The organism is Sanguibacter sp. 25GB23B1, from assembly GCF_040012415.1.
Taxonomy (GTDB): Bacteria; Actinomycetota; Actinomycetes; order Actinomycetales; family Cellulomonadaceae; genus Sanguibacter.
In genome coordinates this window covers 69,368-84,544 of record NZ_JBDYKL010000002.1, presented here as the reverse complement: position 1 = coordinate 84,544, position 15,177 = coordinate 69,368, and the positions used below count along the sequence as shown (strand labels likewise).

The following is a 15,177-nucleotide window of genomic DNA, read 5'->3' as shown; positions in this document are numbered from 1 at the left end:
AGGTTCGTTCGGTCGCGAGTTGTTCCTGCTTTTGTCGCCGCGTCAGCGATGTTGCTCATGGATCTTCTCGCCGGACCGGTCCCTGCCGCGGAGGCAGGATGGTCGTCCCTGGATAATCCGACCGGCGTGGCCGTCTTGAACGATGAGGTCTTTGTGGGCTTCTCGGTGGCTGATGACGCCTTCCTTGCAGCCAACGGAGTCGCCAACATTCCCGTCGCGACCGCTCCTGCCGCGGCAGGAGTCGCTGGAATTTCCGTCACCATGGGTCAAACGGCACTCAACACAGGGGCCGCCGTCGCCGGTGTTGGCATGTTCGGTTGGCTACCCGGATGGTTGCACATCGGCGACACGCCAGCAGGCCTAGCTCCAGGTCCTGGGATCGGTCCTGGCTGGGATAAATTGCCCGCCTATGCATACACATCGGGTATGTACGGGAAGATCTACTCTGTGGACTCCGTGACAGTTTCCGCGGACCGGCACCAGGTGACGGTTGTTGAGACCGTCACTCATCAGCCTGGGTACCAGCAGGCGGCGGCGTGGAAGATGCGCTTCGGTTGCGCCGCGACCATCGATCGCCCAGCCAACTTCGAGGTCGGCGGGGATAGCACGTCGATTGGCTGGTCAGGCGCTCTCACCGGGACAGTCACCAGCACGTACGACTGCGGACCGTACAACGTCATCGTGGGCGGCACGGTGGGATACAGCCTGCTCAATAGCCCTCCGTATCCGAGCGAATATCACGCAAGATGGCTGCCACCCTATGCGGTAGGCGCACCCACCGGCACACCTGCTGGCACGGGCGCGTACGGCCGCTCGGTGACGTGTTCGAACGGTCAGACGTACACGTCGTCGACTTCCGCAACCGTGGCGCAGTCTGGCGACATCCAGCTCCCAGCGCTGAACTGCCCCGCGGGCTCGGTCGTTGTGACCTTCGAGTCGATCTGGACGCCTCTCGGCGGCGGGCCGCAGATCGTCACGCCATCAACCGCGACACCCGCCTGGGTGCGGGACATCCCGACTGAGTACCCGAACTGCTTGAACGAGACGTGCCTGCTCCAGCTGTTCGAGAAGACCTCCTCGACCGAGTCAACCACCTGCGGACCGCTCGCCACGCTCTGCGCCGAGTGGTACATCAGCCCCACCCGCGCCCTCGACTATGAGTGCCACTGGGGCCCATACACGGTCGCCCTCAGCGCGTGCGCGGTCTTCCGGGACCCGGGGCAGGTCTTGCCGAACGCCGAGGCCGGCGCCGATGGCACCGTCGAGATCACCGAGTGGCCCTCCCTCGAGCTCGACACCGGCCTCGTTGCGACCCTTCGCTCGAAGTTGATCCGCCGCTACGACAACGACACGGACACTGCCTGCAAGGCGCTCGCCGAGGCTGTCCGGGCCGACCGGGCGGCCACCGCGCTCGTCACCGTTCCCGACATAAATGAGGTCTGCGGGAACGGTGGCGGTCTGCAGCCCGCCCTGCAGTGGGTCGCAGACAGCGACGGCGTCGACCTGGCCATCACTGCCCTGGTCCATGCCTCAACGCTGGGCAAGAAGCTCGACACCTTCACGCCTGACTGCGACGAGATCAACTCCACAGGCCAATGCCTGGAGTGGGCCTCCGACTCCAGCGACGACCTCCCCACCCCCGAACCAGAACCCGAGCCCGCCCCAGCCGGTGCGGGAGGCTTCGTACCACCACCTGCCAACTGCCTCAGCCCCACCCAGCGCGACGCCCTGATCAACCAGCTGCCAATAGAAAAGCACCACATGGCCACCAGGTTCGCCCTCTACGGGCAGACCTTTCAAGACATCCTCGACGACTACAACCTGAACCTAGACGTGGTGGATGAGGCCGGAGTATGGAACCTGGTCCCGATGGCTCACCGAGGCCGGCACCCGAAGGAGTACCACGACTGGGTCATGACCAACTTCGAGAATGCCGCTATTCAAGCTGGCGCAGGGAACACACAGGCGTTCATCGACCTGTTCACCACGTGGGTCGTCGACACTGTGAAGGCCGACCCGACGATCGTGCGACTCTCCTACTGGAAGTGCTACCGATGACCAGCTACTACACCGCCTCAGCGTTCTTCCACCCCACCGACGGCTCCTACAGCGCGTTCACCGCGGGCGGGCGCATCTTCAAAGAGCGCCTCCACAAAGACGGAACCTTCGTCGACCCACCCGTGACCGAGTGGAACTGGCGTCGGGCCGGACCCGCCCCGGACTGGCCCGGGACGTTGGTGCGCCTGTTCAGCGTGCGCATGGCAGACATCGTCCAGTCCCACCTGGGCGAGCTCGACGCCGTGCAATGGATGCCGGCCGTCGTCACCAGCACCGACGGGCAGCGCGGCGACTACCGCATCGCCCACTTCACCGAACGGCCCGACGTCCTCGACCCCGACGCGTCCACCTTCGGACCCAACGGCCAACCCATCCGCTGGGTCCTGTCCGCCCGCAAGATCGCCGGCCGACACTTCTTCCCCTCCCACGACTACGGCCGCAACGTCATCATCAGCGCCACCCTGCGCACCGCCCTCCTCGACGCCAAACTCACCGGCCTCGACATCGACCCCGTCCGCCTCGTCGACTGAACCCACATCCGAGACGATCAACCGTCTGAGTCGCCCACCTAGACTCCCCGGCGCGGAGCTCGACGACACACCGCACGGTGGAGATCGGGAGCCACCGGCGCCCCTGTCCTCGCGCACCTCCAAGGTCGTGGATCGTCCTCTGCAAGGGGCTTGAGGTGTACCGTCTGGTGCGGTGGATGTGTCGTGCCTCGACTGAGCGGTAGCCCCTTGCGGAAGCAAGAGGTGTAACGCTAGGTTGAGGTTGGATAGAAGATCTGCACCTAAGGCCTGACCGCAGCAGCGGTCGGGCCTTCGTCATACCGGGCTAGAGCTCGCCCCAACCGAGCGTCTGGTCCGCGCTCGTTCAGCACACCCTCCTCAGCCGTCAGGACAGTATGAGCATTGCGTCCCTCGAAAAATCGAGTTAGTGTGACCGCAGTGGGGGATGAATACACCCTCAGACAGGAAGCCCTCGTTCACGGGGGCTTTTTTTGCGCCGTTTTCCAACGGATCTCCCCACCCCGCAGAGCCGCCAACGGGGCCGGCCTGTCACACTGTCACACCTATGGCACTGATCCGCGTCTATGAGCTCGCCAAGGAAATCGGCGTCCCATCCCTCACGGTGATGGAGGCGGCCAGAGTGCTCGGCTACCCTCAACGGTCAGCCTCCCAGCCCTTGGACCCCCCGCTGGTCCGAGAGCTGCGCACACAGCTTCAACCGGACGCGCCCCTTCCCCCGCCGCGCCCGACACCTCCTCCACCCCAACCTCCCCGCTGCAAGCTGCCGTCAGATCTCCTGACCGCGGTCGAGGCGGCGCGACACCTCGACGTGCAGCCGGCGACGATCAGGAAGTGGGTGACTCGTGGCTACCTCCAACGCTCAGGCACCCGCGGCACCGCTGCCCTCTACATGCGCGAGGAGGTCGAACGTGCCGGCCGAGAGATCCACCTTCGAACGCAGCGTGTGCAGGAACCGCGGGCCGCCCCTCGATACCAGCGCCCGATCACCGCCCTCGAGGCATCGCGACTAGTCGGTGTGAGCCCGTCCACGATCCGCATGTGGGTCAAACGAGGCCACCTCTCCCCCACCGGGAGAGACGGTAACAAGCATCTCTTCGACTCACTGCACGTCCTGCGTGCGGCACGCCGATAGTCCAACTTCACACCAACCAGCAGGCCCGCTCCGGCGGGCCTTTTTTGTGCCCGAAAACAGAGCGGCAGCCGAACGATCCGCCCGGGCATCGGCACAGTGAGCGACGGTCGCTCACTCGACCTGGAGAAACCATGAAACGCGCACCACTCATCGCAGCGTCCATCCCCCTCCTCCTCGCAGCACATACCGGGATCTCTCTCGAAAGCGTCCTCAGCCTGATCCTCTTCGTGGCAGCAGCGGCGCTGATCATCACCATGGCCATCAAGGTCCTGTTCCGGACCTTCGTGCTGCGTACGCCACGAGAGCGCACTGACGTGATCAAGCTGATCGAGGCGCTGTTCTCGCGTCAGCGATGAACGACTTGCGAGGCACAGCTCGACAGCGAAGCCCTGCCCAAATACGTCTCGTAACCCATGGGTTGCAAGACGTCTCGTGGCGGCCGTCGTCAGAGGCTGTGAGGCTCGATCTTCTTCGGCTCCGGTGTTCTCTTTGGTGACACGCGCGCTAGCCGTCGAGTGGCAGGTGATAGACGAGCTCGGTTCTCCTCGACGTAACGGGCGGTGCGAGGGGCATCGATCTTTCCCAGCTCTCTGAGCGCGATCCCGACCGAGGTCTGCACGAAGTGCTCGTGATCGTCGAGCAGCATGTCGACCAGGAGGAACGGGTCCTCCAGATCTCGTGCCCTGATGAGCCAGAAGGCGGCCGTGATCGCTGTGCGGCGCTCCATCGGGCGGGCCGAGCGCGCCAGATCCAGGAGCGGGTCGCGCGGGCGCGTCAGGAGGTAGTCCCCGACGACGCGCGGTGCTGCGCGGTCGACCAGGCACCAGGAGTCGATGTGCGCGTGCTCGTCGAGGTACATCGCGTAGATGGCTGCACGGTCGGGCTCGTCCCGGCCTCGTCGACGAGCCCGGAAGTCCAGGATGCTGACCGCGGTCAGGCGTCCCTCGTACCACGGGCTGCGCAGCAGTGCTTGGACCTCGTCGAGGTCCATCTCGGACGAGGCCTTCGCGAGGTCGAACACGTCCTTCATCCGCACGCCGATGACCTGGTCGGCGGGGATGCGTCGCGCGGTGCTTGATCGGTTGTCCGGGGTCGCCATCGTCTGCAGGATCGAGAGCGCATCCTGGGCGTTGCCGGCTCGGAGCCCACCATGCGGACTTGCCGCAGTCGCGCGCGTGCCGTCGCTGGAGCGGTGCGGCTCGCTCATGAGCCCTCCGTGAGGTGGTGCGCCCGCAGCTCGTCCTGGTAGTCACCGATCTCGTCGGGGCCGCCCTGCCATGCGGCGAAGCGCGGTTCGGTCGATTCCGTGGTGGGGTCGAGCAGGTGACCGACCCGTGCCAGCTCGAACAGCAGCGGCACGAGCTGGATGCCTGCTTCCGTCAGTGAGTAACGACCAACCTTGCCCCGCGGCGCGGCCTCCTTGGTGAGCAGGCCGATCGACACAAGGTGCTGGAGCCGGCGAGAGAGCATCGGTGGGCTGATGCCTTCGCCTGACCGCGTGAGCAGCTCACGGAAGCTGCGCCGGTCGCAGAACGCGACATCGCGCAGGATCACCAGGCTCCACGCATCTCCCAGAAGCTCCACGCCTCGATTGATCGGGCACCGCGAACGCGGCTCGGCTAGTGCCACGACTCTCCTCTCCAGAAGTGATTGCGAATCACTACTACCAAGAATACAGTTCCCCGTGTCAAGTAGTTACATTTCGCAACCACTTCACCAGGAGGTCAGATGTCGACGCAGCGCAAGGTGATCGCCAACATCGTCGTCACATTGGACGGCCGAACCACGGGGCCCGGCGGCCCGGCCGACATGAGCCCCATCGCCAGGCACGGCGTGAGCGAGCAGGCTCGAGACGCACTAGTACAGATGACGTCAGCCACCACGGTCCTGCTCGGCCGGGTCAACTACGAAGGTTTCCACGGCTACTGGCCGCACGTAGCCCACGACCCGGCGGCGGACCCGAGGGACCACGCCTTCGCCACGTGGCTCGAGACGGTCGACAAGATCGTCTTCAGCACGAACGAGGGCGACCTGGCATGGACCGGGTCTCAGCATGCCCAGGGCAGTCCGACCGAAGTCGTCCGGTCGCTGCAACAGACCGGCGAGGGGGACATCCGCATCCTGAGCAGCCAGTCAATCATCCGTCAGCTGCTCGACGCCGATCTCGTGGACACCCTCGAGATCACCCATGCACCCGAGATCATGGGCAGCGGACCGACGCTCTTCGACACGGTCCGCGCACGCTCCCGCTGGGTGATCGAATCCGCAGAGGCCACAGACTCGGGCGCCGTCAGGGCGACGTACACCCGCACCCGATCACCGGAGACGAACGCTCTCGGCTCACCCGCCGCACGCCACCGATCCTTCGCCCAGCGGTTCGGCCACACGATCGCCGCCACCACCGACTGGGAAGCCCGGTCCCCCGTCCCCGAGTGGCAAGCGCGCGACGTCGTCGAGCACCTCCTGGACTGGTTCCCGCCGGCGCTGACGGCATGGACAGGCATCACCCTCCCCCCAGCCGAAGAAGGCGACCTCGCCGAGCGCTGGTCAGCACGCAGCCACGCGGTCCAAGAGCTGCTCGACGACACAACCGCCAACACCACCGTCGCCGACGGCCCTTTCGCAGGCTCGACGGTCGCGAACACGATCGACCGGGTCTACACCGCCGACGTCTTCATGCACACCTGGGACCTCGCACGCTCCTCCAAGCTCGACCCGCACCTCGAGCCCGAGTTCGCGGCGGAACTTCTCGCCGGACTCCGATCGATGGAGTCGGTACTGCGGTCCTCCGGTCAGTACGGCTCCGCAATCGAGACCTCCAGCCCCGACCCCGTGGATCAGCTCATGGCCTTCATCGGTCGCACCCCCTAGCGGGCACACCACGAACAGCTCGACGAGACGTCTCGTAACCCATGGGTTGCGAGGCGTCTCGTCGACCGATTCCCGCGGACAGGTCGCCCGGCGGGCGTCTTTGGGCGATCGGCGGCTCTCAACTGAGCCTCTTGACGTCGTCATGGCGACGCTCTTATTGTGCATTGATCATGACCAATGAGGGGGCGACGTGTGGTTTGACGGTGGGAACGTGTGCGTGAGCGTCACGGCCGGTTACGTGTGCGTCTCGTGGGTGACTGCGGTGATCTATCTCGGGGCGGTGGCGTTGGTCCTGGCGGCCGTGTTGGGCGTGCTGGTCTGGGATGCGCGTCGTACTCCGACGCCGTCCCAGGCGGCGTCGAGGGCGAACCGGCACGCGACCTTGGCTTCCGTGGTGGGCGTAGTCGTGATGGCGTCGATCCTGACGTGGATGATCGGGGGCTCGGTGCTGGGTGTTGTGCCCTGGCGGGATGGACGGGTCCTGGCCCTGTTGCCCGCCCTGGCCGGGGTCTCGTTGTTGGTTGCGCAAGCGATCGGTCAGCTGACCTGGCCACAGCCGTCGGGGGTCGTCCGCGAAGCCGAGCTGACGCGCCGGGCGGTTGCCGACGTCGCTCCCGCCTGGCCGCGGCGGCTCGTGTTCGCCTGGGCCGGCACCGGGGTGCTCCTGCTCGTGATCTTCGGACTGGTCGCCGATGGCCCCCGGACCATGATCAGACGGGCAGGCCAGTACACGCAGGCGATCGGCCCGTACCCGGGCTGGTACTACGGAGTGCTCATAGGTTCAGTCATGGTGATCACGGTCGTGGCGACCGAGCTCGTGCTGCGGTTGATAGCCCTGCGGCCTGCGGTCGTCGGGGTCTCCGCCGAGTGGGACCTGCACCTGCGGCGCCGCTCAGCGAAGCACGTCACCCGAGGCGTGCAACTCGTGCTTGCACTCACGACGGCGGGTGTCCTGTACGCCGCCGGACGAGTGCATCAGTCGTTGGGGCCTTGGTGGATCGAGGGCGACGCGGGCGGCCACGTCGCGTTCGGGTCGCCTGCCCAGCAGTACCTCGGTACTGGACTCGTGATGCTGGCCGTCGTCGTCCTCGTGATGGGCCTGGTCTTCACCGTCGTCCCGGTGCGCAGGCGACAGCGGAACCGGACTGCCCCCTTCGCCGTGGCGGTTGCGTCGTGAGGATTGCCGTCGACCTGAGCTCCACCACACCGCACTACGAGCAGATCCGCGCCCAGGTTGGCGCGCTGATCACCGCGGGCGCGCTGAGCGAAGGCGACCGACTGCCCACCGTGCGCACGTTGGCCGCCGACCTCGGAATCGCAGCAGGCACCGTCGCTCGCGCGTACCGCGAGCTCGAGGCCGCCGGCCACGTCACCACACGCCGACGCTTCGGCACCGTCGTGACAGCACCGACGCGTGCAGCTGGCCGGTCCCAGGACATCGCTCGTCACCTCGTCGCCACCGCCCGCACCGAAGGCATCAGCGACTCCGACGTCCTGGACCTCGTCCGGTCCGCCCTCCTAGCGGAGGCCTCCGCACATGCCCCTAGCGCCGTCCTGCAACCCTAGGGTTGCAAGACGTCTCGTCGGTGCAGTCGACGACGTCGGAGAAACAGCGAGGCGCTCATGACCCGCGTGTCTCGTACCTATGTCTCGCAAGTGAACTGTACTTCCTATGTCATGAACCTGGGTTGCGAGACATTATGACGACGTCGAGCGGGAAGCTCATCGGCTACGCGCGAGTCTCGACCCGTCACCAGAGCACCGACCGCCAGGTGGTCGACCTCGCCGCGGCCGGCGCGCGCCGCGACGACCTCTACGTCGACCACGGCGTCAGCGGAGCTCGAGCACGCCGCCCAGAATTCGACCGGGCACTCGACGCGCTCCACGCCGGCGACACCCTCGTCATCACGACCCTCGACCACCTCGGACGCTCGACCGCGAACATGCTCACCCTCGCCGACGACCTCCGCGCCCGAGGAGCAGCCCTGCGGGTGCTCAACCTCGGCGGAGCGAGCATGGACACCTCCACCGCGACCGGCGCCATGATCTTCACCGTCATGGCCGCCCTCGCCCAGATGGAGCTCGAGATCAAACGAGCGAGTGAGCGACTCCGTCACCAAACGCCGCGCCGCCGGCACAGACCTCGGTGGCCGCCGACCCCAGTACACCGACAGCCAGATCCACAACGCCCACCGACTCATCACCGCCGGCGAGCCCGCCAGCCAAGTCGCCCGCGACCTCGGCATGTCCCGCGCGACGCTGTACAGGCGCATCGGGGCTCTTCAATAGACCGGTCGAGGCACTGCGCCTACGAGCGATCGCTCTGGTACGCAATCATGAGCACATGACTCCTCTCCAGATCGCCCTCCTCGGCATCAGCGCCACGATTCTCGGAGCTGCGATAACGGTGTGGGTGACCCGGAAGTACGGCAACCGTCGCGGACGGCTGCTCTTCACCTGGGAAGTTCTCCCGCTGCTAGAGCAAGAGTCGAGCGAGGAACTTCTCGAGGTCCACTACAAGGACTTTCCTGTTCCGAAGGCGCACCTCGTGACCCTTCAACTGGTCAACATCGGATCAGTCGACATCTCTAGCGACAGGTTCGATGCAGGTGCAGGGCTCGCCGTAGGGCTAGCCGGCTGCACGTTCTACGGCGCTCTACGCTCCTCGCACCCCAACTACGTCATGTTCCAGGCGGTGGGCACGGTCTCGGCGACCGTGTCGTTCCTCCCCTCCCTGTTGAAGAAGGGACAGTCCCGTGAGGTCACCCTGGTTGTCGCAAACGCGCCAGATGTCGAGATCCTGCGGGATCCACTCGTCAACGTGGACATCGTCGAACGCTCCGGCGCCGACGTTCTCGCATCAGTTATCCGCCAGACCGCCGAAGCCACTCTTCCGTTCGGCCTCGGACACTTGCTCCACACGGCCCGCGATGCGATCGGTCGTCGCTGAACGGGGCATAGCTGTCGTCCCGCCGCGGTGCGCTCAGGGTTGCTGAGTACGGTGAGGATCGGCGCACCGCCGCGCGGAACCACCATAGAGATGAGGACATGTGTCTGATCTTCTCCAGCCGATGTTGTCGACTCCGAGCCTTCGGGCTCTTCGGGTCCTTGAGTACGTATATGACTCTCCAGAGCGGTCGGCGTCTCGGGAGACGTCCACACGCGCACTCGAGGATGACCTCGGCCGTGATGGGGTACAGAACGCGATCCGAGACCTCGTGGAAGGCAGGCTCGTGAACTCGGAGCGCAGTCTGGCCGGGTTCAGCGGTGCCTACATCACGTCGGCCGGAGAGGACGTCGTGGAACGAGTCCGCCGCGCTCGCGACTCTGCGGCCCGACGAAACGGCGCCCTTCGTGACGGTCTTCTGAGCTGGATCTACAGCCAGGGGATCGACAGGCCTACCTATCTCGATCGCTTCCTCGAATCAGAGCACAACCAGTTCCACGGTGCTCCGTTTCAGAAGCGCGAACTTCAGAGCGCGTCTCGATGGCTCCGAGAGAAGGGCTACATCCGGGGTGAAGGTTCGAACGGTGCGGGCATCCCGCGACCGCAGATCACGGCTGAGGGGATTGAGATCGTGGAGCACGATGCAAGCGTGAATGATTCCTCCAGGTCCGTACCCCACCAGACTTTCAACACTGAGATCCATGGCTCCTCCGGGAACTTCGCGTTGGGTAGCAGGGACGTCAACCAGAGCAACTCTGTCACCAGCGGCGCCGCTGAGGCCGTAGCTCAGACACTGGCCGCGGTGCGCCAGGTACTCGACGTGCTCGTCGCTCAAGGAGCTGACCGCGGGGAGCTGGAGAGAGAACTCGATGCCGCAGAAGCAACCGACGTGAATGCCGACCCGGGGCTTGTGCGAGACATCCTCACGAGAATCAGAGGGGTGTTCGCCTCCGGAACCGCTGGCGCAATTGGTGGGGCGCTGGTCGCGCCGATCGAGCAGGCTCTGGCTCAACTTCCGGGGTAGATCGTGGGCTGGCGGTGCCTCACGACCGCACGCCAGGGCACCTAGATCGATCGGATGAGTGCGGGGTCGACCGTGCGCACGTTGTTCACGGCGCGGCTCACCAGGTGCGTGGTCACAGTGGCGGCGATCGCCTGCGAGCTTGCGTCGATCATCGCCACCATCGCCTTCGGGTCCTCGAGCTTCTCGGGGTGGAGCCACTCGTCCCACACGTCGTGCTCGAGGAACACCGGCATCCGGTCGTGCACCTCACCGGAGGCGTCGCGGGCCTCGCGCGTGATGATCGTGAACGACAGCGTCCACTCCCCCGTGGCGGGTCCTTGCGCGGGGCGTACAGGCCGGCGGCCGCCAGGAGCTCGTCGCCAGCGTGGATGAACTGGGGCTGCTTACCGTCCGGCAGCGCCTCCCACTCGTAGTACCCGATCATCGGCACGAACGCCCGGGCGCCGGCGAACGCCGAGTGGAACATGCCATTCATAGCCGCGTTCACGTTTCAACTGGGGCGCGCGCGGTCTCGGCCACGAAATCAGCCACGCGCTGCGCGGGCCTCGTCCTGGGCGGCACGCACCTGGACTGGGCCCTCCTCGTTGATCCGGGCGTCACGAGCGCTCTGCTCAACGGCGTCGGCCCCTGAGCCGCTCGACCTGCTCGGTCAGTCGGCCGACCTCCTCACTGAGCAGGTGGGCGGCGGTCGTCGCGTGCTCGGTGCGCGCCGCGAACTGCGGCACGAGCGGAGTCGTCACCTCGAGCGCAGCCGGTCGACCATGAGGTCCGCCTCGTCGAGCACTTCGCCTGCCGCCCAGGCCATGTCGCGCTTGGACTGGGTGATGAGGCGCAGCACGTCAGCATCGACGAGCCGCTCGATGGTCGCGTACGCACGCGCCTGGGACGCACCGGTCAGGCGCGCGACGTCGTGTGCATCGACGATCGGGTGGCTCGGCAGGAGCAGCAGCAGCGCTGCCGCCGCGGACCCGCCGCGCGGGTGCACGCGCTCTCGCCACTGCTCTGGCAGGGCGATCAGACGCTGAGCGGAGACCGATGCTTCCTCGGTCGCCCGCGCAGTGGCGTCGGCCAGGTACGCCGCGAACTTCTCGACGTCTCCGCTGCGGTAGCTGTTGACAAGCGCGAAGTAGTGCTCGCGGTCGGCGACGATCGCCGACGCCACCGGCACAGCCATCCGGGTGGTGACGCCCCGGTAGCGCCAGACGCCGTTGATGAGCGAGCGTCCAACTCGTCCGTTGCCGTCGGTGAACGGGTGGATGGACTCGAACTGGGCGTGGGCGACGGCGGACTGCAGGACCGGGTCGATGTCGGCGCGGCGCATGAAGGTGACCAGGTCGTCCATGAGCGCTGGGACGCGCTCGTGCGACGGTGGGACGCGCACGGCGCCCGCGGGCGATCGGTTGGAGCCGCCGATCCAGTTCTGGACGGCGCGCAGCCGGCCGGCGGACCACTTCTCCTGGGGGTCGTCGGCCATCAGCGGCCGGTGCGCGGCGAGGATGTCGTCGAGGCCCACACCGTCAGCGGCGCGGGTCACGAGCAGGCTGAGCCCGTCGATCGCGCCCTTGACCGTCCGCGCCGTCCTGGGCGCGCTGATCCCGTGCTGCGCCCGGGCCAGCTGGTCGACGGTGGTGAGCTCCTCCTCGATCCGGGAGGATGCGATGGCTTCGGTGCGCAGGAGAAAGGGCTCGAGGGTGGCGAGCTGGTCGGCGTAGGTGCGCTCGAGGACGCCGATGCCGACCTGAGCGGCCCGGCTGGCTTCCAAGAGGTCTGGAGAGGCGGTCAGCGGCAGGTCGGCGATCATCGGCGGGATGGAAGCGGTGTACTCGCTGATCTCGGAGCGGCGACCGTTGCTGGACGTCCAGGGCAGGACCTCGTGGTCGTGCGGCTGAAGGCCCGTCGCGGCGCCGTGCAGCGTCACGACGGGCTCGGCGCACACGAAGAATGGTGAGTCATGGTTGCTCCTAACCGAGAACATCAACCTTGCTATTCTCGCTTGTTCCTAGAAGCGAGAGCAACGAGTGTGCTGTTCTCGCTTCCGCAGGACCCGGACCGCTCGGGCGAGGTCACGCCGGCGCGATGCCGCCCCTCAGCGTCCGGACCGCGAGCCGCCCCGCCTCGTGCGGTGGCATCGCGCCCCGCACCGCCTGCTCTGCGGCGCAGTAGAGCACCGAGTAGTAGACCCCCAGCAACCAGTCGGCCGGGACGCCGGGATCGAGCGATCCCTCGGCCTGGCCGCGTCGGATGAGGGCGAGGGTGGCGTCGTCCTCGCCGCCCACCAGGTCCTCGGCGAGCGGGTGGTCGGAGAACCGCGACGGGTCGGTCCAGACGAACAGCACCCAGTCGCCGCGCTGGACCAGCCCTTCGAGCTGGCTCATGAGCTGGTCCAGGACGGGCGGCTCAGGCAGGCCGCGGGATCCGTCGTCGCACGGCCCGGCCTCTCCGAAGACCTCGAGAGCCGTGCGGACACAGGCGTCGAGCAGGGCCGGGCGGTCCGAGAAGTAGCGGTGCAGGGTGCTGCGGCTCACCCCGGCCTGCTCCGCGACGGCGCTCAGCGGGGCGGCGAAGTCACGCGCCCACGTGCGCACCGCGGCATCGATGATGGCCCGCCGGGTGCGTCGTCGGACAGGGGTGTCCTGGTCGGGCGCGGCCTCGAGCCCCTCCGCGCCGGACGGCGGGACGACGGAGCCGGGGTCCGGGTCGGGCTCGACCACCGGAGCAGGAGAGGACGGCATACGCCGCAGCATAGATCATCGCGACGTCAGCGACCGAAAAAGGGTCTTGTCAGCCTCAAAGTGCGACAGTATTGTCGCATCATGGCTGCCGACACCGGCGTCGCGACCACCCCCGACGCCACCGGCCCGTCCGATGCTCCGCCCCGGTGGCGGCTGCTCATGGCGTACGTCCGCCCGCACCGCGTCACGTTCGCCGTGGCCACCGCGCTCGGCCTCGTCGCCACGGCGACCGAGCTCATCAGCCCGCTGGTCACGCGGTCGGTGCTGGAGGGCCTCGAGACCGGCGAGTCCCTGACCGGTCCGGTCACGCTCCTGGTGTGCGTGCTGGTCGTCGGCACCGCCATCGGCTACGTCCAGACCGTGCTGCTCGGGACGATGGCCGAGCGCATCGTCCGCGGCGCCCGTCGCGCCATGCTCGGGCGGGTGCTCGGCGCCCGGTCCGACGCGATGTCCGGCCGCACCGGCGGGGAGATGGTGTCACGGGTCACGTCCGACACGACCCTCATCCGTGAGGCTGCGACGAGCAGCCTGGCCTACCTCGTCAACGGAGCGGTCTCGCTGGTCGGCACGCTCGTGCTCATGGCCTACCTCGACCTCGTGCTGCTCGCTGCGACGGTCGTGGTGATCGCGGTCGGCGCGGCCCTGGCGATGGCGCTCATGCCGATGCTCGCGCGCCTGCAGCAGGAGGTGCAGGAGGAGCTCGGCCAGCTCGGCGGCCGGCTGGACGGCGTCGCCCGCGCGCTCCGGACGGTCAAGGCCAGCCGCGCCGAGCCACGCGAGCTGGACCGCCTCGGAGGTCACGTCGACCGTGCGGCCCAGCTGGGTGTGCGTGCCGTGCGCATCGAGGCCGCCGCGTGGACCCTGACCGGAGTGGCGATCAACCTCGTGGTGCTGGTCGTCCTCGGCTTCGGCGCCTACCGCGTCACCACCGGGGCGCTCGACGTACCCACCCTCGTCGCCTTCCTGCTCTATGTCTTCGGCCTCATGTGGCCGGTGATGATGCTGACGATGAGCGTGACCTCCCTGCAGTCGGGCCTCGCGGCGGCGGTCCGGATCGAGGAGGTCACGTCCCTGCCGCAGGAGACCGACGCTCCCGGTGCGAGCGCCGCACCGCTGGGCGGGCTCTCCGACGCCGGCCCGGTGCTCGTCGTCGACGACGTCCACTTCCGCTACGGCCCCGAGGGCCCAGCCGCACTCAGCGGCGTCACGTTCGACGTCCCGCGTCGCGGTCACACCGCGCTCATCGGCCCGTCGGGCGCAGGCAAGACGACGGTGCTCTCCCTCCTGCTCAAGTTCCTGCACCCAGCCGAGGGGCAGGTGCTCCTCGACGGCGCGCCCTACCGCGTGTGGACCTCCGACGCTGTGCGCCGGCGGATCGGCTACGTCGAGCAGGACACCCCGATCGTGCCGGGCACCGTCCGGGAGAACATCGTGCACGCAGCCCCCGACGCGGACGACGCACGCGTGTGGGACGCGCTCGAGACCGTGCGCCTCGCCGACAAGGTGCGCACGCTGCCCGAGGGCCTCGACACCGAGGTCACGGCCGGGCAGCTGTCCGGCGGTGAGCGCCAGCGTGTGGCGATCGCCCGGGCGCTGGTCGCGCGCCCCGACGTGCTCCTGCTCGACGAGGCCACCGCACAGCTCGACGCGCTGACCGAGGCGGCGGTCACCGCCGGCATCCGTGAGCTCGCCGGTGCCGGCGCGGTCGTCTCCATCGCGCACCGGCTCTCGACCGTCATGGACGCCGACCAGATCGTGGTGCTCGACGCCGGCAGGGTGCGCGCCACCGGTACCCACACCGAGCTGCTCGCCTCCGACGAGCTGTACGCGGACCTCGTCGCCGCGCTGCGGATCGGTCCGGCGCCGGTCGGCTGAACGGCTGA

At 67.5% G+C, this 15,177-nt stretch carries 14 protein-coding genes and 1 pseudogene; 10 read left to right on the top strand and 5 right to left on the bottom strand.

Features of this window, described 5'->3' with window-relative positions:
- The first annotated feature begins 57 nt into the window (after nt 1-57).
- The 3 genes from ABKW26_RS01820 to ABKW26_RS01810 all read left to right on the top strand — a co-directional run bounded on the left by ABKW26_RS01820 (nt 58) and on the right by ABKW26_RS01810 (nt 4,076).
- A complete protein-coding gene (locus ABKW26_RS01820) occupies nt 58-2,058 on the top strand; it encodes an AHH domain-containing protein (RefSeq protein ID WP_348590702.1) in 2,001 nt (666 codons plus the stop codon).
- Nucleotides 2,055-2,588 carry a DUF1629 domain-containing protein gene (locus tag ABKW26_RS01815; RefSeq protein ID WP_348590701.1) on the top strand — a complete coding sequence of 178 codons (534 nt, stop codon included), beginning with the start codon at nt 2,055-2,057 and terminating at the stop codon, nt 2,586-2,588. Before ABKW26_RS01820 ends, ABKW26_RS01815 begins: the two co-directional genes overlap by 4 nt.
- A gap of 1,263 nt (nt 2,589-3,851) precedes the next feature.
- On the top strand, nt 3,852-4,076 hold the full coding sequence (locus ABKW26_RS01810) for a hypothetical protein (protein ID WP_348590700.1): 225 nt from the start codon (nt 3,852-3,854) through the stop codon (nt 4,074-4,076).
- A gap of 89 nt (nt 4,077-4,165) precedes the next feature.
- Here the strand turns inward: ABKW26_RS01810 and ABKW26_RS01805 are convergent, their stop codons facing one another.
- Together ABKW26_RS01805 and ABKW26_RS01800 are read right to left on the bottom strand one after the other, a co-directional pair.
- A complete protein-coding gene (locus ABKW26_RS01805; protein WP_348590699.1) occupies nt 4,166-4,927 on the bottom strand; it encodes a DNA alkylation repair protein in 762 nt (253 codons plus the stop codon).
- Nucleotides 4,924-5,349 (bottom strand): helix-turn-helix domain-containing protein, encoded by a 426-nt coding sequence (locus tag ABKW26_RS01800; RefSeq protein ID WP_348590698.1) that lies wholly within the window; start codon nt 5,347-5,349, stop codon nt 4,924-4,926. The genes ABKW26_RS01805 and ABKW26_RS01800 overlap by 4 nt, the downstream gene beginning before the upstream one ends.
- Nucleotides 5,350-5,448: 99 nt before the next feature.
- Here ABKW26_RS01800 and ABKW26_RS01795 point away from each other — a divergent pair, with 99 nt between their 5' ends.
- From ABKW26_RS01795 to ABKW26_RS01770, 6 genes and pseudogenes are all read left to right on the top strand, one after another.
- Nucleotides 5,449-6,591, top strand: a complete 1,143-nt coding sequence (locus ABKW26_RS01795) for a dihydrofolate reductase family protein (protein WP_348590697.1) — start codon at nt 5,449-5,451, stop codon at nt 6,589-6,591.
- Between the two features lie 217 nt (nt 6,592-6,808).
- Nucleotides 6,809-7,768 carry a hypothetical protein gene (locus ABKW26_RS01790; RefSeq protein WP_348590696.1) on the top strand — a complete coding sequence of 320 codons (960 nt, stop codon included), beginning with the start codon at nt 6,809-6,811 and terminating at the stop codon, nt 7,766-7,768.
- Nucleotides 7,765-8,157, top strand: a complete 393-nt coding sequence (locus ABKW26_RS01785; RefSeq protein WP_348590694.1) for a GntR family transcriptional regulator — start codon at nt 7,765-7,767, stop codon at nt 8,155-8,157. The genes ABKW26_RS01790 and ABKW26_RS01785 overlap by 4 nt, the downstream gene beginning before the upstream one ends.
- A 134-nt stretch (nt 8,158-8,291) precedes the next feature.
- Nucleotides 8,292-8,880: pseudogene (locus ABKW26_RS01780) on the top strand (recombinase family protein).
- Nucleotides 8,881-8,935: 55 nt separating this feature from the next.
- The gene (locus ABKW26_RS01775) at nt 8,936-9,541 is read left to right on the top strand and encodes a hypothetical protein (RefSeq protein WP_348590693.1); all 606 of its coding nucleotides are present in this window, start codon (nt 8,936-8,938) and stop codon (nt 9,539-9,541) included.
- Between the two features lie 100 nt (nt 9,542-9,641).
- Nucleotides 9,642-10,562 carry a hypothetical protein gene (locus tag ABKW26_RS01770; RefSeq protein WP_348590692.1) on the top strand — a complete coding sequence of 307 codons (921 nt, stop codon included), beginning with the start codon at nt 9,642-9,644 and terminating at the stop codon, nt 10,560-10,562.
- A 41-nt stretch (nt 10,563-10,603) separates the two neighbouring features.
- On the opposite strand, the gene ABKW26_RS01765 is transcribed toward ABKW26_RS01770, so the two are convergent.
- From ABKW26_RS01765 to ABKW26_RS01755, 3 genes are all read right to left on the bottom strand, one after another.
- Entirely contained in the window at nt 10,604-10,840 is a 237-nt protein-coding gene (locus ABKW26_RS01765; RefSeq protein ID WP_348590842.1) for an SOS response-associated peptidase family protein, read from the bottom strand.
- Between the two features lie 458 nt (nt 10,841-11,298).
- Nucleotides 11,299-12,480 (bottom strand): Fic family protein, encoded by a 1,182-nt coding sequence (locus ABKW26_RS01760; RefSeq protein WP_348590691.1) that lies wholly within the window; start codon nt 12,478-12,480, stop codon nt 11,299-11,301.
- Between the two features lie 145 nt (nt 12,481-12,625).
- Nucleotides 12,626-13,294 carry a TetR/AcrR family transcriptional regulator gene (locus ABKW26_RS01755; RefSeq protein ID WP_348590690.1) on the bottom strand — a complete coding sequence of 223 codons (669 nt, stop codon included), beginning with the start codon at nt 13,292-13,294 and terminating at the stop codon, nt 12,626-12,628.
- Nucleotides 13,295-13,375: 81 nt separating this feature from the next.
- Between ABKW26_RS01755 and ABKW26_RS01750 the strand changes: the two genes are divergently transcribed.
- Nucleotides 13,376-15,169: an ABC transporter ATP-binding protein gene (locus ABKW26_RS01750; protein WP_348590689.1), complete on the top strand. Its 1,794-nt coding sequence runs from the start codon at nt 13,376-13,378 to the stop codon at nt 15,167-15,169.
- Nucleotides 15,170-15,177: the final 8 nt, after the last annotated feature.